A 22,762-nucleotide genomic window follows, 5' to 3' on the forward strand; every position below is an offset into this window, starting at 1 on the left:
GCTGCGGCCGACAAGTTACCGGCCGGTCCTACCGGGCGGAAGGCACAGGAGCGCCCCGGCGCACCCGCCCGTCCGCGGAGGCGTCAATTCCGGCAAACGGCGGCCATCCCTTCACACCCGGCCACCTGGCCAAAACCGCCCCGCGCACGCCCCGGCGCCTCTACCGTGCCCTGAGGGGCAGCCGGCAACGGGAGGGTGGGGCTGATGGACGACGACGAGGACATGCGGCTGGCGAGGATCACGCCGGAGATCTCCCGCCGCACGCTGGCGATGCTGCGCGGTCTGGCCGGACTGGAGCCCGCGGAGCAGGTGCCGGAGGACGCCATGACGGTCGCCGACGCGATCCTCGACGACCACGGTACGGACGGGCTGCGGGTGCTGGTGATGACCCTGGCCGCCTGGGCGACGGCGCAGATCGAGAACGTGGCGGAGCTGAGCGGGCGCAGCCACGAGGCGGTGCTCGACGCGATGGAGCTGGCCTGTCTGGAGGCCAATGCCGAGGAGTAGCACCCGGCAGCCACCGGAAGGGTTTCTTCCGCCGGGGTACGGGCGACGCTCCGGGGCGACCCGGCCCGTCGTCCGCCACCCTCGGTGGACGGGGCACGACCGACGGTTCCCGTGCCGCGGCATGCCCTGATCCGGGCCCGGGTCGGCGACACTGGGGGGACCAGAGGCTCGTGGGGGGTCGTGATCGGAGGCCGTCGTGAGCACACCTTCCGCCATCCGGATCGCCGCCGTCCTGTCGGCCGAGCACCGCGGCCGGCTGATGGCGCACGCCCGTGAGGTCAACTTCCCCGAGGGCGCGCGGCTCTTCGACGAGGGCGGGCCGGCCCAGACGTTCTGGATCGTGCGTTCCGGCACGGTGACCCTGGAGATCCCGCTGCCCGGCCGCCGCACCCCCGCCCCCGTGGAGAGCCTCGGCCCCGGGGAGCTCGTGGGCTGGTCGTGGCTGTTCCCGCCGTACGTGTGGCAGCTGAGCGCCGAGGCCATGACCCCGGTGCGCGCCTACGAGTTCGACGGGGCGACCGTCCGGATGCTGATGGACGCCGACCCCGCCTTCGGCTCCGCGATCGGGCACTGGGTCGGCAGGGTCCTCGCCGTCCGGCTCCACCAGACCCGCACCCGGCTGCTCGACCTCTACTCCCCGCGTTCGGGGGCGGGCCGCTGAGGGGCGCTCCAAACCTTCCGGGGAGGGGTGTTCGGCCGTTTCCCGGAATCCCTCCCCCACAGGTCACGGCGGCGCCGGGTGGACGGGGGTCGCTGCGGACTGCGGTCATGCGCTCACGAACGGTGACGAGAAACGGCCGTACGAACGGGCGTTCACGCTCCGGATCGGCAAGACTCCCGTCCGTTATCCGAAACGCCGACCCGAGGAGTGTTCGAAATGCGGTCCATCACCAGGAGTCTGGGACTGGCTTCCGGAGCAATGGCCCTCACCGCCGTCACCGCGCTGGCCGGGACCGGAGCCGCCGACGCGGCGCCGACCGGAACGCAGAGCCTCTACTCGCCGTCCGCACTCGTGGTCAGCGTGACGGCCGGGGATGACACCGTCAACGGGACGGTGCTGCGCGCGGCGACGCTGGTGTGCGCGCCGCGGCCGGGCGGCACCCACCCGGCCCCGGCGGCGGCCTGCGCCGAGCTGCGGGCCGCCGGGGCCTCGCTGGACGCCCTCGCCGCTCCCCGGCCCGACACCGCCTGTACCAGGGAGTGGAACCCGGTGACCGTCACCGCCGAGGGCGTGTGGCAGGGCCGCCGGCTGAGCTACACGTACACCTTCGGCAACCCCTGCGGGCTGCGCAGCACCACCGGGGTGCTCTTCGGCATCTGAGGAACGGGGCCCTGGGCCCCGGCCGGGCGGCGCCGTGCGACCGCCGTCCGGCCCCGGCCGCGGCCCCGGCCGCTCAGCCCAGTTCGAGGCTGGTGACCCCGTACAGCCCGGCCAGCTCGACGTCCGGCGCCGGGCCGGTGTACATGCGGGCCGTCTCGAAGGACGGGGTCAGCCCCAGGCCGGTGGCCACCGCTGCCGCCGCCGGGTTCGCGTCGGGCACGTCCACGGCAACCTCCCCGCCGCGGGCGTGCCCGGCGAGCCGCCGGACGAGGGCGGCGGCCACCTCCGGGGCTGCCGCGTAGAGCGGGCCGATCCGGGAGGCCCCGCTGCAGGGGCGGACCACTCCGAGCCCCTCGATCCGGCCGTCCCGGACGGCCGCGAGCGCGGTCCTGCCGGGCAGCGAGGTCCAGGCGGCGAGGAAGGCGTCCCGCGACTCCGGGAAGAAGCGGCGGTCGTAGGCGGCGAGCCGCGCGAAGGGCAGCGAGGCCGCGTCCACGATCTCCACCCCGCCGTCCGGGCCGCCGTCCGGGCCGCCCGCGCCGCCTTCCGCGCCCGTCCCGGCGGGCCGGGGCACGCCTTCGTAGCGCATGTTGGTCCAGGCGGAACGGAAGCCGGACTTGCGGTAGTTGTCCTGCTGTTCGACCACCCCGTCGAGTCCGACGAGGCGCCCCTTGAGCCGGTCCATCCCGGCCTGCCACAGCCGGATGCCGTAGCCCTGACCGCGTACGTCGGGCCGGGCGATGTAGAAGCCGATGAAGCCGAACCCGGTGCCGTAGCGCACGGCGGAGATGCAGGCCACCGGCTCCCCGTCGCGCCGCCCGACGAGGAAGCCGTCCGGGTCGGCGACCGCGAAGGCGAAGCGGTCTCCGTCCCCCGGGTTCCAGCCCTCCGCGTCGGCCCAGGTGCGCAGCAGTTCCATGTCGGCGGCGCTCGCGCCGGTGATCTCGAATCCCGTCATGGGCGGTGTTGTACCAGAACGCCGGGGGCGTGCGCAGGAGCGCTAACCGGCCGTCAGCAGCTCGGCGAGGGCGGCCGGGTCGACCGCCGGGTGCAGGTCGCTGACCTGGCCGTCGCCCACCTCCACGACCCGCCAGACCCCGTCCTCGCGCAGCGCCAGGTCGGTGGTGACGAAGCGGCAGCCGAGCGCCCCGACGGCGGACCGGACGGGTTCCAGTGCGGCGGCGGGGAGCGCGGCGGCGGGCTCGGGGTGGTCCGGGTGGGGGGTCACCAGGCGGGGTTCCCCCTCGCGCCACCAGACGCGGACCTCGGGACCGGTGAAGCGCTCGAAGGCCCGCAGGACGATCCCACCCGCGAGGAACTCGTCCTGGAGTTCGACGAACCGGCTCACCACGCGGTGCACGGCGGGGCGGTCGGCGAGGTCGGGGAGGTGGCAGGCCTCGCGCCACTCGTGCTTGCGGGACTTCACGTAGTCCTTGACGATGCCCGCCCCGGCCGGGAGGGCGGCGGCGAGGGCCGCGAGCCGCTCCCCGTCCGGGGTCTCGCCCGGCGCGGCGGGCAGCCAGCGGCTGGCGGGGGTCAGCGCGCCGAACGTCTCGTACCAGCCGGGGAGTTCGTGGGCCCGCCGGTAGGCCTCGGGGGTGACGGCCAGCCGGGCGCCGCGCCCGCGCAGGGCCGCGTCGAGGTCGGCGTACCGCTCGGCGGGGACCATCCAGCCCCGGTACCAGAGGGCTCCGGCCCCGGCGGGGACCCGGGCCACCGCCCGCTCGGCGTCCCCGGCGAGCAGCGCGTCGTGGTCGACGAGGGCGACGGCCCCGCCGGCGGCGCGCACCTGCCGGGCCTCGGCCGCGAAGTGGGCGTCGGCCCGGCGTTCGTGCAGCGGGTCGTGGCAGTAGAGGACGGTGGTGGTCGTGTTCACTCCCCCACGATAGTGATCAGCCCGCGCAGATCACGTCGTCGAGCGCGATCGGCCGGGAGTCGAGGCGGACGTAGGCGGTGAACGTGTCGGTGGCGCCGGAGTCCCAGGTGGTGGTCACCGTGGCCCAGCCGACGCCGGCCGCCTGGGCCACCGTGGCCGGGCCGACGGAGATGTCCCGCGGGACGCCCTGGGCGCAGAGCACGACGTCCGCGTCCGGGCTGTGTGCCTGTTTCTCCTTCAGCTGTTGCGAGATCCGCTGGCCGCGGTCGCGCGCGGAGGGGCCGTGGTCGCCGTAGAAGGCGGTGAGGAAGGTGGTGATCTCCTCGGCGGTGTGGTGGTGGTGGTGGCCGTGGTGGTGGTGCAGGGACCAGCGCGGCACCGGGTCGGCGAGGGCGGCTGCCGGGACCGACGACGCGACCAGGGGGAACAGCGCGGCGGACAGTGCGAGCAGCAGGGTGCCGGGGCGGTAGGGGATGAGCGTCATGTCGGGTTTGTAGCCGCCCGCTACCACCGGCAGTCCGGGGCGCGGCTCCGGCTCACTCCGGTGGGCCTGGAGATTCACCGCAGAAACGACCCTCCCCCTGCCGACCGGCCCCGCGCAACCCGGGGACCGGCCGGGACGGTAATCCGTTCGCCGTGCCCGGGCGGTCCTGCGTAGGGTCGGGCGCATGGGGAAGCCGCTCGTCGCAGTGTTCAGTGGGGCCGGGATGTCGACCGATTCCGGGATTCCGGACTACCGGGGCCCGCAGGGGTTGTGGCGCGCCGATCCGGACGCCGAGAAGCTCGTGACGTACGAGTACTACATGGCCGACCCGGAGATCCGCCGCCGGTCCTGGCTGATGCGCTCCGAGCTGTGGTCCCTCGCTCCCCGGCCGAACGCGGCGCACCTGGCGGTGGCCGGGCTGGAGCGCTCCGGCACCCCGGTACGGGTGATCACGCAGAACGTGGACGGCCTGCACCAGCTGGCCGGGACGCCCGCGCGGAAGGTGTTCGAGCTGCACGGGACGGCCCGGGAGGTGGTCTGCACGGCCTGCGGCGCCCGGTCGGGGACGGCGCAGGCGCTGGCCCGGGTGGCCGCCGGGGAACCGGATCCCGCCTGCCTGGCCTGCGGCGGGATCCTGAAGACGGCGACGGTGATGTTCGGCGAGCACCTGGACACCGAGGTGCTGGCGCGGGCGGTCGCCGTGGCCAAGGGGTGCGAGGTCTTCATCGCCGTCGGGTCGACCCTCCAGGTCCAGCCGGCCGCCTCGCTCGCCGGGATGGCGGCCGAGGCGGGGGCGCGGCTGATCATCGTCAACGCGGAGGAGACCCCGTACGACCCGCTGGCGGACGAGCTGGTCCGCGAGCCGATCGGCACCGCCCTCCCGGCCCTGCTGGCCCGGTTCGCTTAGCGGCTCGGCCCAGCTCGGCCCGGCCCGGCCCGGCCCGGCTCAGAAAGAGTCCAGCTGGGCGGCGAGGCCGTCCAGGAGCAGGCCGAGGCCGAGCTCGAAGCCGCGGTCGTCGAGCTCGGCCAGTCCGGAGCCCGTGGCGGCGGCGCCGGTGAGCGCGTCGGCCAGGGCCGGGTAGTCGGGGCGGTAGTCGGCGGGAGCCCGGCCGAATCCCGCCGTGAAGGTCTCCAGCGCCGAGCCGAGCACGAGGTAGTCGACCGCGGCGGCGGCCTCGGCGGCCCGGGCCGGGGTGCAGCCGGCCCGCACCAGGGCGGCGAGCAGCGCGTCGTAGCCGCGCAGCGCCTTGTCGGCCGCGACCTGGCGGCGGGCCGCCGGGGCGATCGCGTTTGGGTGGCGGAGGTAGACCTGCCGGTAGCCGCGGGCGTACGCGGCGACGCCCTCGCGCCAGCGCGGATCGTCGAGCGGGCTCAGGTCGATCTCTTCGTTGATGAGCTCCGAGACCGCGTCGAGCACGTCGTCCTTGGAGGCGACGTGGTGGTAGAGCGAGGCGCCGCGCACGCCGAGGCGGTCGGCCAGGGTGCGCATCTTGAGGGCCTGGGGGCCTTCCTCGTCGAGGAGGTCCAGGGCCGCGCGCGCGATGTTCCCGCGGTTGAGCAGCGGCTGGTTGGGTCGGCCCACGGTGATCCCCCTCGTTCTCCGGCGCCAGGTTACCGGGAGGGAGGGGTTCCCAAGAGGTCCGGGGCGGGTTAGGGTCCCCGCATTCCCGATACCTAACAACGTTAGATTTACGTTCCGGAGCACTCCGGGCCCGCCCGGGTGCGGGCACCGGCGCTCCCCCTCCCCCAGAGGTGCGCATGCCAGACCTTTCCCCCCTCGCCCCCGGCCCGGACGCCCCGGTGGACACCGACGCCGCCCGCCTGAGCGCCCTGGGCTACGAGCAGGAGCTGAACCGCAGCCTCGGCGTCCTCGGGAACATCGCCATGGGCTTCGCCGTGGTCTCGCCCGTGGTAGCCCTGTACGCCGTCTCGATGGTCGGCACGATGATCGCCGGGCCCGCCTGGGTCTGGGCGCTGCCGATCGTGCTGCTCGGGCAGTGCCTGGTGGTCAACGTCTACTCCGAGCTGGCCTCGCAGTGGCCGCTGGCCGGCGGCCCCTACCAGTGGGGAAGACGGCTGCTGGGCCCGTCGTTCGGCTGGATGAGCGGCTGGGTCTGGCAGTTCGCGGTGATGTTCGGCAACACCACCGTGGCGTACCTGGCGTCCCCCTGGGTCTTCGCCCTCATCGGGGTGGTCCCCTCGCCGGGCGCCCTGGTCGCGGTCGCCGCCGGGATCCTGGTCGCCTGCATGCTGGTCAACGCGTACGGCATCCGGATCCTGAGCTGGTTCGTCTCGCTGGGCATCGCCGCCGAGGCCGTCGCCTCCGTGCTGGTCGGCTTCACCCTGCTGCTGTTCTTCCGCGAGCACGGCTTCTCGATGTTCACGCAGACCCTCGGCGCCGAGGAACTGTCCGGCGGGTCGGCCGCGACGGCCTTCCTGGCCGTCCTCGCCGTCGCCGGCTGGGGCTTCATCGGGTTCGACGCCTGCGTCTCGACCGCCGAGGAGACCAGGGACGCCGGGCGCCAGGTGCCGCGCGCCATGTGGTGGGCCCTGCTCAGCGTCGGACTGGTCGTCATCCTCAACGCGATGGCGGTGGCCCTGGCCCACCCGGACCCGCGGGCCGTGGTCGCCGGCGAGGACCTCGACCCGGTGACCACCGCCGTGGTCACGGCCTTCGGCTCCTGGTCCGACAAGCCCTTCGTCGCGGTGGTCCTGATCGGCTTCCTCGCCTGCGCCATGGCCTCCCAGGGCGGCGCCGCCCGCGGGGTGTACTCGCTGGCCCGGGACGGGGTGTTCCCCTTCTCCCGCCAGGTCCGCCGGGTCAACCGGCGCCAGGCCCCCATCGGCGGCCTGGTCGCCTCCACCCTCGTCAGCTGTACCGGCCTGCTGCTCGGGCTGAACGCCACCGCGATCGGCAGCCTGATCGCCTTCGGCACCGCGGCCACCTTCCTCCCGTTCTTCCTGGTGACCCTGGCCGCCCTGATCGCCCGGCTGCGCGGGACCTGGGTCCCCTCCGGGCACATCCGGCTCGGCCGCAAGGGCACCTTCCTCAACGTGCTGGCCGTGCTCTGGACCGCCTTCGAGGTGGCCAACGTCTGCTGGCCGCGCGCCGTCCTGGCCCCGGCGGGAGCCCCCTGGTACCAGATCTGGGCCGGCCTGCTGGGCACCGGTGCGGTGATCACCGCCGGCCTGCTCTACCTCGCCGCCAAGAAGCCGCAGGACACGCTGCGCGCGGCGGCGGCCCGCGAGGAGCGGGTCGTGGCGGCTCCCGCCGGCGCCCCCGTCACCGAAGCCCCCTGATCCCGCCGGGTGTCCGGCGGGCAGCCGCCGGACACCCGCCGTTCCCGCCCCTCCCCACCACAGAAGGAGAAATGTCATGCACCTGCCACGCATGAGCCGGCGCGGTTTCGGCGCCGCCGCCCTCGCGGCCGCCGCGTACCCCGTCCTCGGCGGCCCGGCCCCCGCGTTCGCCGAGGACGCGCAGGCGGGCGGCGGCGAGCACTACCACGCACCCGCCGAGTGGGAGCCGCACTCCGCCTGCGTCATGGCCTGGCCGTGGGACAGGAACGCCGGCTGGGGCGCACTGCTCGACGACGTCCAGGGCGAGGTGGCCGGCATCGCCCGGGCCGTCGCCCGCTTCGAAACGGTCGTGATGTTCGCCGAACCGGGCCGGGCGGCCCAGGCCCGGGCCCGCTGCGGCAGCACGGTCAGCGTCACCGAGTACCCCGTCAACGACTGCTGGGCCCGCGACACCGGCCCCGTCCTCACCGTGAACGACAGGCGCAGCCGCTCGGCCGGCCTGGACTTCGGATTCAACGGCTGGGGCGGGAAGTACCCGTACGACAAGGACGACTTCCTGCCCGTCGGCGTCTGTACGTACCTGGGCGTCCCCCGGCAGCCCGTGGACATGGTCCTGGAAGGCGGATCCGTCATCACCGACGGGCAGGGCACCCTCATCACCACCGAGGAGTGCCTCCTCAACCCCAACCGCAACCCGGGCATGACCCGCGCGCAGATCGAGGCCGCGCTGCTGGCCTCGTACGGCGCGAGGAAGGTGGTCTGGCTGCCGTACGGCCTGGCCGGCGACGACATCACCAACGGGCACGTCGACCTCGTCGCCGCCTACCTGGGCCCGGCCAGGCTGCTCCTGCACACCCAGCCCGACCCCGCGAACCCCAACCACGACCGGATGGCCGCCAACAAGGCGGTGCTGGACGCCGCCACCGACGCCTGCGGGCGGCCCTTCCAGATCGTGGAGATGCACCACCAGCCGCAGTTCCGGCACAACGGGCTGATGGTACGGACGTTCAGCTACACCAACTACTACGAGACCAGCGGCAACGTCGTCGTGCCGACGGCGGGCGAACCGGCCGACGCCCAGGCCCTCGCCCAGTTCGCCGCGCTCTTCCCGGGCCGCCAGGTGGTCGGCGCGCCGGCCCGCAACCTGGCCTGGGGCGGCGGGGGCGTCCACTGCGTGACCCAGCACGTCCCGCGCGTGCGCTGACCCGCCTGATCCGAAGGACACGGCCTAAGCCGCGTCCGCCGCCCGGCGCATCTCGGCCACGTCCAGCTTCTTCATGCGGAGCATGGCGGCCGTGGCGCGGGCGGCGCGGCCCGGGTCCTCGTCGCTGATCAGGTCGATGGCGCCGGGCGGGATGACCTGCCAGGAGAGCCCGAACCTGTCCTTGACCCAGCCGCAGGCGGACTCCTGGCCGCCGTCGCCGGTCAGCGTGTCGTAGTAGTAGTCCGCCTCCTGCTCGTCGGAGCAGTGGATCTGGAAGGAGACGGCCTCGGTGAAGTGGAACTCGGGGCCGCCGTTCAGCGCCACGAACTTCTGGCCGTTGATCTCGAACTCCACGACCAGCACCGACCCGGCCGGTCCCGGGCCCGCCTCGGTGTACCGGCCGGTCCGCAGGATCCGGCCGTCCTTGAAGACGGACAGGTAGTAGTCGGCGGCGGCTTCCGCTTCGCCGTCGAACCACAGGCACGTGGTGAAACCCTGGGTGGTCATGACTGCCTCCGGGCGGTTGGCTGGGGCGGCAGGAGCGCCGTCCCCCACATACAGACCGGTCCCGCGCCCGAAACTCATCGGGGGGCGCGGGACCGGTCCGTACGTTCACCCGTGCGGGCTACATCCCGAGCATCCGGTCGACGACCTGCTCGGCGGCCCGGCCGTTGTCGAGGTCGCAGAACTCCGCGCGGAACGCGGCCCGCGCCTGCGCGTACTCGGAGCCCAGGGCGTCCGCGTCGCGCACGGCCGCGATCAGGCTCGCCGAGTCCGCCAGCAGCGGGCCGGGGGCCTTCTCCTCCAGGTCGAAGGTGAAGCCGCGCAGGGTGTCGCGGTAGTGCTCCAGGTCGTACGCGAACAGCAGGATCGGCCGGTCGGTCAGCGCGAAGTCGAAGAGCGCGGAGGAGTAGTCCGAGACCAGGACGTCGGCGACGAGCAGCAGATCGGTGGTGTCGGGCCAGCGCGAGACGTCGACGACGAAGCCGTCGCGCACGCCGTCGCGGAGCTGCTCGTTGACCCGGTAGTGGCCGCGGACCAGCAGGACGTGGTCCTCGCCCAGCTCGCGGCGGGCCGCGTCCAGGTCGATGCGCAGGTCGAGCTTGTAGCCGCCGGAGAACCCTTCGCGGTTCTCGCGCCAGGTGGGCAGGTAGAGGACGACCTTCTTGCCCTCCGGCAGGCCGAGCCTCCGCCGGACCTCCGCGACCCGCTCGGCGTCCGGGCGCACGAGGGCGTCGGTGCGCGGGCTGCCGACCTCGATGACCTCGCCCTGGTAGCCGAGGGCGCGCTTGAGGACCGGCGTGGCGTACGAGCTCGGCGAGGCGAGCAGCGTCCACTGGGCGCTGTCGTGCTCCAGGCCCTCCAGCACCTCGGGGCTGGTGTAGTAGTCGTGCGTGTAGTCGTAGCCGATCTGCTTGATCGGCGTCCCGTGCCAGGTCTGTACGACGGTCTGGCCCGGGCGGCGCAGGAAGTGCGACGGCACGCTGTCGTTGACGACGTAGTAGCGGGCGCGGGCCAGGACCTCCCAGGCCTCCAGGCTGTCGTACTGGACGGCGCGCGCGGTCGCCGGGACCTCGGCGCGGCCGTCGCGGACCAGCCACACGTGGTCCAGCTTCTCGCCCCGGCGCACGAGCTCCTCGTGGATGGCGCGCGGGGAGTCGCCGGCGCCGTGGCCCTGGAAGGTGTCGTAGACGACCATGTCCTTGACCGGCAGCCGGCGCTGGGCCGGGTAGGTCTCGTCGCGGGCGATGCGCTGCGCGTGGCGGGAGCGGTCGTGCGGGCTGATCAGCGGGTCGCTGACCAGGACCATGCGGTCGCGCAGGCGCGCCTCGACGCGCATCCGGCGGCCCAGGACCGTGACGGCGTACGGGCCGGAGTTCACGGCGGGCGCGATCAGCTGGACGGGGGCGCCCCGGTCGACGCCGAGGAGGCCCGCGGTGGTGCCGCCCTGGGAGACGGGGCGCAGGGTGGGCCACCAGCGGCCGGCCGGGATGGTGGTGCGGCCGGCGTACGGCTCGGGCAGCGCGGGCTCGAAGGAGGTTTCGAAGCGCTCGCCGTCGCGGGTGACGGGGTAGCTGTACTCCGTGCCGTGGTGGTCGTGGAAGACCAGTTCGTACGCCTCGTCGGCGTGGGCGTCCGGGGCGTGGAAGACGCCGGCCAGGGTCAGGGTGCCGTCGTGCGCGGTGACGGTGTCGACCAGCGGCGGGGTGGGCTGGACGGAGAGGACGAGGTGTCCGGTGGCGCCGCGCTTGGCGAAGACGGCGCGCTCGCCCGCGGTGCCGGGCAGCGGTGCGACGAGGGCGGCGAAGCCGCCGCGCTCGTCGTGGGCCAGGGGGTGGCGGGTGCCGTCGGCGCGGACCACCGAGAGCTCCCACGGCTCGGGCGTCCAGACGCCGGGCTTCGTCTCGGCGGCCGGGACGGCGGCCAGCTCGGCGAGCGGGACGACCGCGGTGAAGGCGGTCCGGCCGGCGGCCGCGGCGCCGCCGGTGGCCAGCGGGACGCTGACGGCGGTGCCGGTACGGGTGTGGTGGGCGTGCAGGGTGGCGCCGGCGCCGACCTCGGCGGCCAGCTCGCCGACGAGTTCCAGGGTGCCGTCACCGCGGCGGACGTCCAGGACCCGGGCCCGGACGACCTCGACGTGGACGGTGAGGGAGCCCGCGACGGTCGGCAGGATGCGGACGTCGGGGGTGGCCCAGTAGGCCGGCGGGGCCATGCCGCTGTCGTGCTCGCCGCCCTTGAGGCGGGCGCGGTGCAGTCCGCCGGCACCGGTGACGGCGATGGAGGTGGTCCAGGTGCCGTCGTGCCACTTGCCGCCCGACTGGAAGACGGTGGGGTCGACGATGGCGGTGAAGCCGGCCCAGTCGGCGTGCCGCAGGGCGAGGTGCGGGGTGTTCACCGTGGCCATCGGGGAGGCGACGGTGCGGGTGCTGACGACGGTGCGGCGGCGCTTGCCCTGCTCGCGGAAGACCAGCATCTTGCGCGAGCCGAGGCGGCTCTCCGCGCCCATGTGCCCGGGCAGGGCGTAGCCGCGCAGGTAGAGCTTGCCGTCGTTCCAGACCGCCTGCTCCAGGCGGCTGACGACGCGGCGCTCGCGCGTGCCGAGGGTCAGCAGCTTGGGCGGCACCGGCGCCTTGAGGAAGGGGTAGTCGGCCTGCGGGCGGGCCAGTCCCTTGACCGGGACGCTGTAGCTGAAGTCGCGCTGGTGGCGCGTGAGGGCGATGAACTCCTCGACGCGGCCCTCGCGGGCCAGGTAGGCCTTGAGCCGGTCGGCGACCGTCAGCTCGGACCACGGCTCGGTGCCGATCTCCCGGACGAGGCCGCCGACCTCCTTGACGAAGGCGGCGCGGAAGTCGGGGCCGCCCTCGCCGACGTACTTGTAGATGAGGGGCAGTTCCTCGCTGAGCACGTTGTGGTCGTAGTCGCGCAGGTAGCGGGCGTACTTCTCGCCGGACTTGGCGAGCAGGGCCTCGCGGACCAGGCGGACCGAGGTCACGCGGTCGATGACGGAGACCGGGTCGGTGGAGCGCTGGGTGATGGAGCGCTCGCCGGTCTCGCGGACCCGCCAGTGGTAGACGACGTCGCTGATGACGTCGACGCTCTCGGCGAAGTAGTGCGCGGGGATGCTGACGGGGGCGTCCTCGTAGAGGATGCCCTCCGGGTACTGGAAGCCGTGCTCCTCCCAGAAGCCGCGGCGGTAGACCTTGTTCCACGCGGTGCGGTCGGTGACCAGCGCCGGGAACTTCGAGATGTGGGTCTTGGGCCGGTCGTTCGCGAACGCGACCCGGTGGCCCCACGACTGCTGCATGCCGACGGACCGGAAACGGGTGACGTTGCCCGCGGCGAAGTCGGAGCCGGTCTCGTCGAGGGAGTCGATCATCCGCTGGTAGGCGTACGTCGGCATGGTGTCGTCGCTGTCGACGAAGGCGATGTACTCGCTGCCCGCCGTCGCGTGGCGGAAGCCGACGTTGCGCGCGGCACCGAGGCCGGCGTTCTCCTGGAGGACCACGCGGAACCGCTTGTCACGCTCAGCGAAGGCCTTGGCGATCACCGCACTGCTGTCGGTGGACCCGTCGTCGACGATCACGACCTCGAAGTCGGCGAACGTCTGGGCTGCTATGGATTCCAGGCACTCGTCGAGGTAGAGCTCAACGTTGTAGACCGGTACGACGATGCTCAGGCGCGGGGGCATGGGTGACGGGTTCTCCAGCGTTTTTGGCTTTATCGACGGGTTTGAAGATCAGCTGATTACAGCATCTTACTCTGTAACAGGATGATAAAGTCCGCCCATCCCGGACATATGCCTAGGTCCGCCGGGGCGGACGGCAAAGAATTCCGCCGCCCGCCACCGCACCGTCACGACCTCGGGGCCGCGGTCAGATGTCCAGATCGGCTTCGATCTTCTTCAGCTGGAGCCGGGCCATCGCGAGGTTCGCCCGGCCGCGGTCGAGCGCGAGGTAGAGGAAGAACCCCTCCCCGCTGCGCCCCTTCAGCAGCCTGATCAGGTGGTACTGGTTGCCGAGCGTGATCAGGATGTCCTCGATCTCGTCCTTCAGGCCGAGCATCTCCATCGTACGGACCTTGGCCCGGACCACGTCCGTGTTCCCGGCGGCGGCCACCGAGAGGTCCAGGTCCTTGTTCCCCCCGACGGTGCCGAGGGGCATGCCGCTGCCGTAGTCGACCAGGGCCGCGCCGAGGGTGCCCTCGATGCCGGCGGCTTCCTTGAGAGCGGTCTCCACGTTGATCATGAAATTCTTCCTCTTTCCGCAGTGGCCCGTACCGACACGGGCCGGATGATTTGCTTTCGCGTAATACCTGTGTGCTGTTGGGGAACGTCAGGGGCGGTCCGGCTCGCGGCCCGGGGGCGCGGCGCCCGGGGGCGGGACAGCGGGGCCGCGGCGGCCGAGGCTGTGGTCTATGAGCTCGGTGATGCGCAGGGTGGAGCGCCGGGCCTCCAGGTGGAGGCGGCCGACGTTGACGCGCGGTTCGGCGATCAGGGTGAGGACGGCCGCGTCCCCCGCGGCGTAGGTGGCGACGTATCCGTGCTCGCCGCGTACGAGCAGCTCGCGGAAGCCGCCCTGCCCGGTGCAGTCGCTGAGCCGCTGGGCCACGCCGAGGGCGGCCGCGGTCAGGGCCGCGAGGGACTCGGCCTCGCCGGCGGCGCTCTCCTGGGCGAGCACCAGACCGTCGGCGCTCGCGGCGAGGACCCCGGTGAGCTGGGGGACGCGGGCCCGCAGCCGCCGGAGTTCGGCGAGTATCTCGGCTTCTGCCTCGGCGGGCACCATCGGCGGGCTCATGTCGGCCTTCCTCTCTTCGGGCCGCATATCCTCGGGCCGCCTCTCCTCGGGCCGCCTCTCCTCGGGCTGCCTCCGCTCGGAGCGGTCGGCTCGCAGGACCGGTCGGAGCGGGAGCCTCACAGGCTTGCCTCCAGTGCGTCGCGTAACCGGCGGAGCAGTGCCACGTCCGGGGGTTGGGACTGGGTCATCCAGTCGGGGAGGGGTTCGGGGGGCGGCGCGGGGACGGGCGCGGCCGGCTGCGGGGTCTCGACGAGGCCTGCCGCGGCGAGTCTTCGCACTTCGAGCAGGGTGTGGAAGGCGGGCCGGCCCAGCACCCAGGCGAGGTCGGCCGGTGTCCGCACTCCGTCCGCCTGTTCGAGCAGGATCCGCTGGCGGGCGGTGACGGTCTGGCCGGGCGCGGGCGGGCGCGGCACCACCGGGCAGATGTCGAGCAGCGGGTAGGGCCACACCGAGTCCAGCAGTTCGCGGCGGCGGCAGGTCTCCCGCTCCACCGCGGCCGCCGGAACGGAGCGGAGGGACCCGATCCAGTGGGTGGCGCCGCGGCGGAACCGTGAGGGGCCGCTGCCCGGCGAGAGCGCGAAGAAGGCCGCGTCGAAGATCGCCGCGAGGTGGCAGATCTCCAGTTCGCCGCCGGCCAGCCGGCCGTTGTCCACGAGGAAGCGGCCGACCTGGCGGCGGGCGCCGGCCTCGTTCACGGCCTCGGTCCAGCGTTCGGGGGCGAGGCCCCCGCCGGTGGTGAGCAGGACGTCGAGGCCCGGGGTGGAGGGGCTCTCGGCGTGCACGACGCGGCCGTCCTCCAGGAAGAGGGTGCCCCGGTCGCGCAGCAGGGCGCCGGTGGCGCGTTCGGCGGCGAGCCGGGTGAGCAGCGGGGAGACCGCGGTGGCGGCGGTGGCGGCGGTCATCTCAGGACCAGTCCTTCGGCGAGGGCGCGGAGTCGGTGCCGGGCGAGGGCGAGGTTGCCGTCCGTGCGGTCGAGCCACAGGTGCAGGAAGACGCTGCTGTCGAAGCTGGTCTCGACGAAGCGGAGCACGTGGTAGCCGGTGCGCGTGGTGACGATCAGGTCCTCCACGGGCGGGCCGGGGGCGCCCAGGTCGTCCGGGCCGGGAGCGAAGGACTCGTACTCGGCTGCCGCCCGGGCCAGTTCCGCGGTCTCGGCGGCCGTGGTCTCATGGTCTCCGACGGGCGAGTCCCCGGCGGTGCCCAGGGCGAGTCCACTGCTCCAGTCGACCAGCGCGGCGCCCCGCGCACCGGGCAGGGCCATCGCTTCGAGCAGGCATTCGTCGATCCCAGGCACGCGGGCTCCCCTCCCGGCCGGACGTGCTGGTCGCACGGTCGTACGGCGTGACAGGAGGGAACTTACTCAAGTTCCACACTGTGGACGGGGGTTCTGGCATTTTCCGCTGGAACATGCGCGGTACCGCGCGACACCTTGGCCGGAACCCGTTCGCTTTTGATCAAGCATGTAAATCCGGCACCCGCCCGACCCCCGCCGAACACCCGTCCCACCGGATCCGGCCCGGGCGGTCAGCCGGCCGGCCGCTCCGGGAGCAGACGGTCCACCATCACCCCGAGGAGGTCGTCCACGGGTTGAATGGGTTGGGTTTCGAGCAGGGCGGGGATGGTGAGGTCGTCCACGATCAGCCCCTGCATCGCGAAGTAGACCAGCGCCACGCCCATCCGGTCCCCGGGCAGGCCCGCGTCCAGGTGCCAGGCGATGTTCTCCTCCAGCTCCTTGGCGAGGAACGCGGACAGCTCCGCCTGGAGCTCGGGCCTGCGGGTGGCCTCCAGGCGCAGCTCCAGCACGGCGGTGTGGACGCTGCGCTCGCGGCGGATCCGCCCGAGGAGGCGGCCGAGCAGCACCTTGGTGTCGAGGGGGCCGGCCAGTTCCCCGGGTTCGGGGGTGAGGCGTTCGCGGGTGCGGTGCAGTATCTGCACCAGCAGCTGCCCCCGGTTGGCGAAGTAGTTGGAGGCGGTGCCCGTCGGCACCCCGGCCTCCGCGTCCACGGCGCGCAGGGTCAGGCCGCGGGAGCCCTCGCGGGCCAGTACCTCGATGGCGGCGTCGAGGAGCGCGGCTCGGCGCTGCGGATTCTGGCGCATGTGCGCTCCCGGGGGGATTGCGGCGGCGGGGGGCGTGCCCGTAAGCACTGCACCCACAGTACTCTGCGTCCGCGGGCGGACCGGACCACAGGGCTCCGAAGCCTCCCCACGGCGCCGTCTCCCGTGTCACCCTGCCGGTCATGGACCGGATCATCGAGGAGATACGCGAGGACCTGAGCCGCCGGCTCGCCGTCGCGGCGGACCGGCTCACCGACCGGACACTGACCGAGGATCCCGCCTACGCCGCCCTGACCGGGCGGGCCGAGCTGCGCGAGCGGATCCACCACACCCTCCACCAGGCCGTCGAGGGTCTGGTCCGCAGCTCCCGGGGGCTGCCCGTGGAGCTGGCTGGCGCCCGGGCCACCGGCGCCCTGCGCGCCGGACAGGGGCTGCCGCTCGACTCGCTGCGGCGGACCTACCGGTACGGGGGGCGGCTGCTGTGGCAGAGCCTGACCGAGGCGGTGGCCGCGCACGACCGGGCCGCGCTGCCGCGGCTGCTGCCGGGGGCGGGGGCGCTGTGGGACGTGCTGGACCAGATGACGGAGGCCGCCTCGGAGGCGTACCGGGCGGCCGAGGCCGAGCGGGGCGGGCGCGAACGCGAGCGCCGGGCCGCCCTGCTGGACGCGCTGTTCGACGGCTCGGGCCCGGTGGCGGAGGCGGCGGCGCAGCTGGGGCTGCCGGAGCGGGGGCGCTTCGCGGTGGTCGCGCTCGGGCCGGGCGGGCCGAACCGGCCGAACGGTCCGGGCCTGCCGGACGGCGGGGCGGGGGCCGGGGCGGGTCCCGGTGCGGGAGGCTCCCCGCGGCTGCTCTGGCGGGTGCGCGCCGACGGGGAGACGGGCCTCGCCGACCTGGGCCACCAGCCGCTGGAGTCCCTGCGGGCGCTGCTGGCCCCGCTCGCCGTGCGCGCCGGGATCAGCCCGGTGGTCGGGGCCCCGGCGGAGCTGGCCGGGGCCCGCCGGCTGGCGGTCCTGGCCCTGCGCACCGCCCCGCCGTCCGCCGCGCCCGGCGCCGCCCTGCTGGACGAGCGGCTCCCGGCCGCGCTGGTGGCGGCCGATCCCGAACTCGCCGCCCGGCTGCGGCGGGTGGTGCTGGGGCCGGTGCTGGAGCTGCCCGCGGAGGACGCCCGGCTGCTGCTGACCACGCTGGGCACCTGGCTGGACTGCCAGGGCTCGACCACGCACGCCGCCCAGCGGCTGTACTGCCACCGCAACACCGTCTCGAACCGGCTGCGCCGCCTGGAGCGGCTCACCGGCCGGGCCCTCTCGGACCCGGCCCACGTCGTCGAACTGGCCCTGGCGCACGCGGCGGCGGCCCAGACCCCCTCCCCCGCCGGGGCTACGGCGCCTGCGGCTCCCCGTGGCGGGCCGACTCCAGGAGGTACGGCACGTCGATCACCGCGACCCCCGGGGTGAACAGCAGCCGCGCCTTGAGCCGCAGCGCGTTCTGGTTGTGCAGGGGCTGCTCCCACCAGTGCCCGACCACGTACTCCGGAATGACCACCGAGAGCGCGTCCGTCCCCTCGGCGGCCGCGGCCTCCTCGACGTACTCCAGGACCGGCCCGACGACCTCCCGGTAGGGGGAGTGCAGCACCTTGAGCGGGATGCCCGGGTCGTGTTCGGCCCAGGCGTCGCGCAGCTCCCGGGCGTCCTCCTCGTCGGCGGCGACGGACAGCGCGGTGAGGGTGTCGGGCCGCAGCCCCCGGGCGTAGCCGAGGGCCTTGAGGGTCGGGGCGTGCACGTTGGAGACGAGGACGACGACGTGGTGGCGGGAGGGCATGCGGGGTCTGACCCCGGGGGCCACGGCCACCTGGCGGCCGACCCGGTCGTAGTGGCGGCGCACCCCCTTCATGCCGAGGAAGAGGGCCGGCATCGCGATGACGACCAGCCAGGCCCCGTGCGTGAACTTGGTGATCAGGACGATGACGAGGACCAGGGCGGTCATGACGGCGCCGACGGCGTTGATGGCGAGGCGGCGGTGGATGTGGACGCGTTCGGACCGGGGCGTGGCGGGTGAGGCGAGTTCGCGCCGCCAGTGCCGGACCATCCCGGACTGGGAGAGGGTGAAGGAGACGAAGACGCCGATGATGTAGAGCTGGATGAGCCGGGTGAGCTGGGCGTCGAAGGCGACGATCAGGGCGATGGCGGTGAGCGCGAGCAGGACGACGCCGTTGGAGTAGACGAGCCGGTCGCCGCGGTTGAAGAGCTGGCGGGGCGCGTACCGGTCCTTGGCGAGGATCGAGGCCAGCATCGGGAAGCCGTTGAAGGCGGTGTTCGCGGCGAGGATCAGGACGCCGGCGGTGACGGCCTGGAGCAGGTAGAAGAGGAAGTGCCAGCTCCCGAAGGTGGCGCGGCCGATCTGGGCGAGCGCGGTGGACATCGGGGTGCCCGGGGGCAGGCCCAGTTCGGTGGGGTCGGCGGCCGCGTGCACCTGGTAGGCCATGGCCAGGACGGTGATGCCGGAGAACATGGTCACGGAGAGCGCGCCCATGGCGGCCAGGGTGGTGGCGGCGTTCTTCGCCTTGGGCTTCTGGAAGGCGGGTACGCCGTTGCTGATGGCCTCGACGCCGGTGAGGGCCGTGCAGCCGGAGGCGAAGGCGCGCATGGCGAGGAGCACCACGGCGAAGCCGGTGTAGGTGCCGGCGGCGGTGATCGGGAGGTGGGCGGACTCGGCCCTGATGGTGTCTCCGGTGGCGAGCCGGACGGCGGCGACGGCGAACATCAGGTAGATGACGAGGACGAACCCGTAGGTGGGGATGGCGAAGACGCGGCCCGACTCCCGCACGCCGCGCAGGTTCATCAGGGTGAGGAGCACCACGAAGCCCACGGACAGGGCGACTTCGTGGTCGCTGAGGGCGGGGACGGCCGAGGTGATGGCGTCGACCCCGGAGACGACGGAGACGGCGACGGTCATCACGTAGTCGACGAGCAGGGCGCTGGCGGCGGTGAGGGCGGCGGTCTGTCCCAGGTTCTCGGAGCTGACGACGTAGGCGCCCCCGCCGCCGGGGTAGGCGTGGCAGGTCTGCCGGTAGGAGGCGATGACGACGACCAGCAGGAAGACGATGGCGGCGGCCGCGTACCAGGTGAGGTGGAGCAGGGCGACTCCGCCGAGGGCGAGGATCAGCAGGATCTCCTCGGTGGCGTAGGCCACGGAGGAGAGCGGGTCGCTGCAGAAGATCGGCAGCGCGAGCCGTTTGGGCAGCAGGGTCTCGCCCAGGCGCGCGGTGTCGAGGGGTTCACCGACCAGCACGCGTTTCGCATTGATTCGCCTCATTCCGGCATAATCATCCATTTCAACCGGATACCGGGTGCTTCCGGGCTGTGTCCCGGGGCGGCGCGTTACGCCGTACGGCCCAGTGGCGATCTTGCGGGTGCACTGCGATGGTGATCAGGTCGGCCGCCGTACGGTCCTCTCCGGACCCCGTGGCCGCCCCTACGGAAGGAGACGGCCGTGTACGCAGCTGTCGACCTGGCCTACGACTACCCGGTACTGGGCGCGTTCTGGACCGTGATGTGGATCTTCCTGTGGGTCATGTGGCTGATCCTGCTCTTCCGGGTCGTGGTGGACGTCTTCCGCGACCACGAGATGAGCGGCTGGGCCAAGGCCGCCTGGCTGCTCTTCATGTTCCTGATCCCGTTCCTGGGCGTGCTCGTGTACGTCATCGCCCGCGGCAAGGACATGGGCAGGCGGGAGATCAAACACGCGCAGGAGCAGCAGGAGGCCTTCAACACCTACATCAGGGAGACCGCCGGCTCGGCCACTCCCGCCAAGGCGACGGCCGACGACCTGGTCCGGCTCTCCGAGCTCAAGGCCAAGGGAGAGCTGAGCGAGGAGGAGTTCCAGAAGGCGAAGCAGAAGCTCCTGACCTGACCACGCATCCGCGAAGCCATCCGCGCCGCGGCCGTCACATCCTGGCGGCCGCGGCGCGGATGGCTTCGCGGATGCGGAAGTAGGTGCCGCAGCGGCAGATGTTGGCGATGGCGTCGATGTCCTCGTCGGTCGGCTCGGCGGTCCGCTTCAGCAGCGCCACCGCGGCCATGATCTGGCCGGGCTGGCAGAAGCCGCACTGGGCGACGTCCTGGTCGAGCCAGGCCTCCTGGACCGGGTGCAGGCGGTCCCCGTCGGCCAGCCCTTCGATGGTGGTGACCCGCTTGCCCGCACAGGCGGACACGGGCACCACGCACGGGCGGACGTCGACCCCGTCGAGGTGGCTGGTGCAGGCCTTGCAGACGTCCACCCCGCAGCCGTACTTGGGGCCGGTGACGCCCAGCATGTCGCGGAGCACCCACAGCAGGGGCAGGTCGTCGGGGGCGTCCACGGTGACGCTCCGGCCGTTGACGATGAAGGTGTGCAGAGGCACGGCGGCGTACTCCAGCGGTCAGCGCGGGTAGGGGGTGAAGTCGACGTCGAAGTCGAGGGGGAAGCTGCGGGGCTTGGAACCGGTGGCCCGGGCCCAGGCGTTGGCGATGGCGCCCACGGCGGCGGGCACTCCGAGCTCGCCCGCGCCGCCCGGCTCCGTGCCGGTGGCCGGGAGCACGAAGACCCGTACGTCACGCGGGGTGTCGCGCTGCTGCGCCCAGTGGAACTGGCTGTAACTGCCCTCCAGGGGAAGCCCCTTGTCCAGGTGCAGCCCGGCCCGCAGGGTGGTGGAGATCGCGTCGGTGAGACCGCCGATCATCTGGGCCTCCAGCCCGCGCGGGTTGACGGGCAGGCCCACGTCGACGGCGATGACGGCCTTGGTGACGCGGACGCGCTCCGGGTCGCGGGCGTCGATCTCCACCAGGCAGGCCGTACGGGACTTGTACTCCTCGTGGAAGGCGATGCCCTGGGCGCAGCCGGCCGGCATGGCGCGCCCCCACTCCCCCTCGGCGGCCGCCTTGTCGAGCACGGCGCGCTGGGCGTCGGTCTTGAGGAAGGTGCGGCGGAAGCGGTAGGGGTCCTTGCCGGTGGCCGCGGCGAGTTCGTCGACGACGATCTCCTCGGCGCCCCGGGTGTTGGCCGAGTACACCGAGCGCCAGGACCCGGTGGGGATGCCCGTCGGCACCTCGGTCAGGGCCTGGGTGGTGAGCCCGAAGTGGTACGGGGACTTGATCGTGGTGAGGAACAGGGTCTGGGCGAGGGTGGCGTTGCCGATGCCGGAGGGCAGGCTCGCGGCGGTGGCGGTGATGATCTCCCCGAGTCCGTGCCGGAAGTCCGTCTCGGCGGCGGCCACCCGGTGCTCGAAGCTGAGGACCTCGCCGAGCAGGTGGGTGGCCCGGATCCGGTGGTGGGTGGCGGGGCGCATCCGGCCGTGCCGGGTGTCGTCCACCCGGGTCCACATGAGCTTCACCGGCCGGCGGCAGGCCTTGGAGATCCGGGCCGCCTCCAGGGCGGCGTCGAAGAACAGCCGCCGGCCGAAGGAGCCGCCGGCCTGGACCACGTGCACCTTCACCTTGTCCAGCGGCAGTCCGAGTTCGGCGGCGATGGTCTCCCGCGCGACGATGGGGGACTTGAGCCCGGACCAGATCTCGGCACGGTCGTCGCGGACGTCGGCGACGGCGGAGTTGGTCTCCATCGGGGCGTGGCTGACGAAGGCGAAGTCGAACTCGGCGTCCACGTACGGGGTGAGCAGCGGCGGCACCAGCAGCGGCGGGGTGGCGGCGCGCAGCTTCGTACGGATCTGCGCGTCCGAGAGCTGGTCGGCCGGGCCCGGGCCCCAGTCGACGGTGAGGGCGGCCTTGGCGGTGAGGGCCTGCCCGAACGTTTCCGCGACGACGGCGACACCGGTCTTGACGGTGACCACGTCCAGGACGCCCGGCATGGCCTTGACCGCCGCGAGGTTGGTGACGGCGCGGACGGTGCCGCCGACGGAGGGCGGGCGGCGCACCACGCAGGGCTTCGCGCCCGGTACGTCGAGGTCGAGGGTGTACTTCTGGGCGCCGGTGACCATGGCGCGGGCGTCGATCCGCCGGGTCGGGGTGCCGACGAGGGTGTGCTCGGCCGCCGGCTTCGGGGAGGCGCCGAGGACGAGCAGGCCGGGCGAGGCCGCGGCCGCCGAGAGGCTCCCGTAGCTCGCGGTGCGGCCGTCGGGGGCCCGTACGGAGCCGTTCGCGGTGGTCAGCCGGGCGGCGGAGAGGCCCCACCGGGCGGCGGCCGCGGCGACCAGGCGGGCCCGCGCGGTGGCGGCGCACTGGCGGACCGGCCCGTACAGCGAGCGGATCGAGTTGGAGGAGCCGGTGAGCTGGTTGAACAGCAGCTCGGGGCGGGCGTCGTCCAGCTCCACCCGGACCGTGTCCAGCGGCGCGTCCAGCTCCTCCGCGACCAGCATGGCCACGGCGGTGGTGAGGCCCTGGCCGACCTCCTCGCGCGGCAGCCGGAAGCGGACGGTGCCGTCCGCCTCCACGGCCAGCGCCAGCAGGGCGGAGGTGGGGGCGCCGGCCAGGATGAACAGGTCGCCCAGGTCCACGATGTCGGCGATGGCGGGCAGGGTCGGTATGACGGCGTGCGCGGCCTGGGGGGCGAGCAGGTCGGCCCCGGCCCGGGTGACCAGGGCCAGCGTGGGCGCCGCGACCAGGTAGGTCAGGAAGGAGCGGCGGCTGCGCCCCGCCGGCGCGCTGCTCTGTTCGGTCATCTGGTCGTGTCCCCACCGCTCCCCAGGGTCCGCGGAAGCGGACCTCCCCCGGCTCATTACCGACACGTAGGG

General features: G+C 73.4%; 22 protein-coding genes. 8 read left to right on the top strand and 14 right to left on the bottom strand.

The features are described 5' to 3' along the window. The first annotated feature begins 204 nt into the window (after positions 1-204). The 3 genes from ACQKM2_RS00295 (at position 205) to ACQKM2_RS00305 (ending at position 1,828) form a co-directional block, all read left to right on the top strand. Positions 205-507, top strand: a complete 303-nt coding sequence (locus ACQKM2_RS00295) for a hypothetical protein (protein ID WP_427704674.1) — start codon at positions 205-207, stop codon at positions 505-507. Positions 508-703: 196 nt separating this feature from the next. Beyond that, positions 704-1,168 (top strand): Crp/Fnr family transcriptional regulator, encoded by a 465-nt coding sequence (locus tag ACQKM2_RS00300; protein WP_427704676.1) that lies wholly within the window; start codon positions 704-706, stop codon positions 1,166-1,168. 216 nt (positions 1,169-1,384) lie between these two features. Further along, positions 1,385-1,828, top strand: a complete 444-nt coding sequence (locus tag ACQKM2_RS00305; RefSeq protein ID WP_427704678.1) for an SSI family serine proteinase inhibitor — start codon at positions 1,385-1,387, stop codon at positions 1,826-1,828. A gap of 73 nt (positions 1,829-1,901) precedes the next feature. Here the strand turns inward: ACQKM2_RS00305 and ACQKM2_RS00310 are convergent, their stop codons facing one another. From ACQKM2_RS00310 to ACQKM2_RS00320, 3 genes are read right to left on the bottom strand one after another with little or no spacing between them, the layout of a single operon-like run. Beyond that, positions 1,902-2,786, bottom strand: coding sequence for a GNAT family N-acetyltransferase (locus ACQKM2_RS00310; RefSeq protein WP_427704680.1), 885 nt, complete (start codon positions 2,784-2,786; stop codon positions 1,902-1,904). A 42-nt stretch (positions 2,787-2,828) separates the two neighbouring features. Continuing rightward, on the bottom strand, positions 2,829-3,704 hold the full coding sequence (locus tag ACQKM2_RS00315) for an ATP-grasp domain-containing protein (RefSeq protein ID WP_427704682.1): 876 nt from the start codon (positions 3,702-3,704) through the stop codon (positions 2,829-2,831). 16 nt (positions 3,705-3,720) lie between these two features. Further along, entirely contained in the window at positions 3,721-4,188 is a 468-nt protein-coding gene (locus ACQKM2_RS00320) for a hypothetical protein (protein WP_427704685.1), read from the bottom strand. 184 nt (positions 4,189-4,372) lie between these two features. On the opposite strand from ACQKM2_RS00320, the gene ACQKM2_RS00325 reads away from it, so the two are divergent. Next, positions 4,373-5,095 (top strand): SIR2 family NAD-dependent protein deacylase, encoded by a 723-nt coding sequence (locus ACQKM2_RS00325; RefSeq protein ID WP_427704688.1) that lies wholly within the window; start codon positions 4,373-4,375, stop codon positions 5,093-5,095. Between the two features lie 39 nt (positions 5,096-5,134). Here ACQKM2_RS00325 and ACQKM2_RS00330 read toward each other — a convergent pair whose 3' ends face one another. Beyond that, positions 5,135-5,770, bottom strand: a complete 636-nt coding sequence (locus ACQKM2_RS00330) for a TetR/AcrR family transcriptional regulator (protein WP_427704690.1) — start codon at positions 5,768-5,770, stop codon at positions 5,135-5,137. A 176-nt stretch (positions 5,771-5,946) separates the two neighbouring features. Between ACQKM2_RS00330 and ACQKM2_RS00335 the strand changes: the two genes are divergently transcribed. Next, a complete protein-coding gene (locus tag ACQKM2_RS00335) occupies positions 5,947-7,488 on the top strand; it encodes an APC family permease (protein ID WP_427704693.1) in 1,542 nt (513 codons plus the stop codon). Between the two features lie 76 nt (positions 7,489-7,564). After that, entirely contained in the window at positions 7,565-8,692 is a 1,128-nt protein-coding gene (locus ACQKM2_RS00340) for an agmatine deiminase family protein (protein WP_427704696.1), read from the top strand. 24 nt (positions 8,693-8,716) lie between these two features. Here the strand turns inward: ACQKM2_RS00340 and ACQKM2_RS00345 are convergent, their stop codons facing one another. The 7 genes from ACQKM2_RS00345 to ACQKM2_RS00375 form a co-directional block, all read right to left on the bottom strand. Then, entirely contained in the window at positions 8,717-9,199 is a 483-nt protein-coding gene (locus ACQKM2_RS00345) for a VOC family protein (protein ID WP_427704699.1), read from the bottom strand. Between the two features lie 118 nt (positions 9,200-9,317). Next, positions 9,318-12,881: a bifunctional glycosyltransferase/CDP-glycerol:glycerophosphate glycerophosphotransferase gene (locus tag ACQKM2_RS00350; protein ID WP_427704701.1), complete on the bottom strand. Its 3,564-nt coding sequence runs from the start codon at positions 12,879-12,881 to the stop codon at positions 9,318-9,320. A 184-nt stretch (positions 12,882-13,065) separates the two neighbouring features. Then, entirely contained in the window at positions 13,066-13,437 is a 372-nt protein-coding gene (locus tag ACQKM2_RS00355; protein WP_007262453.1) for a hypothetical protein, read from the bottom strand. Positions 13,438-13,524: 87 nt separating this feature from the next. Then, the gene (locus tag ACQKM2_RS00360; protein ID WP_427704703.1) at positions 13,525-13,986 is read right to left on the bottom strand and encodes a roadblock/LC7 domain-containing protein; all 462 of its coding nucleotides are present in this window, start codon (positions 13,984-13,986) and stop codon (positions 13,525-13,527) included. A gap of 116 nt (positions 13,987-14,102) precedes the next feature. Continuing rightward, complete coding sequence (locus ACQKM2_RS00365) at positions 14,103-14,888, bottom strand: transcriptional regulator (protein ID WP_427704706.1); 786 nt, start codon at positions 14,886-14,888, stop codon at positions 14,103-14,105. After that, a complete protein-coding gene (locus ACQKM2_RS00370; RefSeq protein ID WP_427704708.1) occupies positions 14,885-15,280 on the bottom strand; it encodes a hypothetical protein in 396 nt (131 codons plus the stop codon). Before ACQKM2_RS00370 ends, ACQKM2_RS00365 begins: the two co-directional genes overlap by 4 nt. 230 nt (positions 15,281-15,510) lie before the next feature. Next, the gene (locus ACQKM2_RS00375) at positions 15,511-16,083 is read right to left on the bottom strand and encodes a TetR/AcrR family transcriptional regulator (protein ID WP_427704711.1); all 573 of its coding nucleotides are present in this window, start codon (positions 16,081-16,083) and stop codon (positions 15,511-15,513) included. Positions 16,084-16,223: 140 nt separating this feature from the next. On the opposite strand from ACQKM2_RS00375, the gene ACQKM2_RS00380 reads away from it, so the two are divergent. Continuing rightward, complete coding sequence (locus tag ACQKM2_RS00380) at positions 16,224-17,495, top strand: helix-turn-helix domain-containing protein (RefSeq protein ID WP_427704714.1); 1,272 nt, start codon at positions 16,224-16,226, stop codon at positions 17,493-17,495. On the opposite strand, the gene ACQKM2_RS00385 is transcribed toward ACQKM2_RS00380, so the two are convergent. Beyond that, the gene (locus ACQKM2_RS00385; RefSeq protein WP_427704717.1) at positions 17,419-19,353 is read right to left on the bottom strand and encodes an APC family permease; all 1,935 of its coding nucleotides are present in this window, start codon (positions 19,351-19,353) and stop codon (positions 17,419-17,421) included. The genes ACQKM2_RS00380 and ACQKM2_RS00385 overlap by 77 nt on opposite strands. A gap of 237 nt (positions 19,354-19,590) precedes the next feature. On the opposite strand from ACQKM2_RS00385, the gene ACQKM2_RS00390 reads away from it, so the two are divergent. Then, positions 19,591-19,950, top strand: coding sequence for an SHOCT domain-containing protein (locus ACQKM2_RS00390; RefSeq protein ID WP_427705692.1), 360 nt, complete (start codon positions 19,591-19,593; stop codon positions 19,948-19,950). Between the two features lie 34 nt (positions 19,951-19,984). Here the strand turns inward: ACQKM2_RS00390 and ACQKM2_RS00395 are convergent, their stop codons facing one another. Together ACQKM2_RS00395 and ACQKM2_RS00400 are read right to left on the bottom strand one after the other, a co-directional pair. Beyond that, entirely contained in the window at positions 19,985-20,440 is a 456-nt protein-coding gene (locus tag ACQKM2_RS00395) for a (2Fe-2S)-binding protein (protein WP_427704719.1), read from the bottom strand. An 18-nt stretch (positions 20,441-20,458) separates the two neighbouring features. Then, positions 20,459-22,690, bottom strand: a complete 2,232-nt coding sequence (locus ACQKM2_RS00400; RefSeq protein ID WP_427704722.1) for a molybdopterin cofactor-binding domain-containing protein — start codon at positions 22,688-22,690, stop codon at positions 20,459-20,461. Between the last annotated feature and the right edge of the window lie 72 nt (positions 22,691-22,762).

The sequence above is a fragment of the Streptomyces sp. NPDC004126 genome, from assembly GCF_050275515.1.
Lineage (GTDB): Bacteria > Actinomycetota > Actinomycetes > Streptomycetales > Streptomycetaceae > Streptomyces.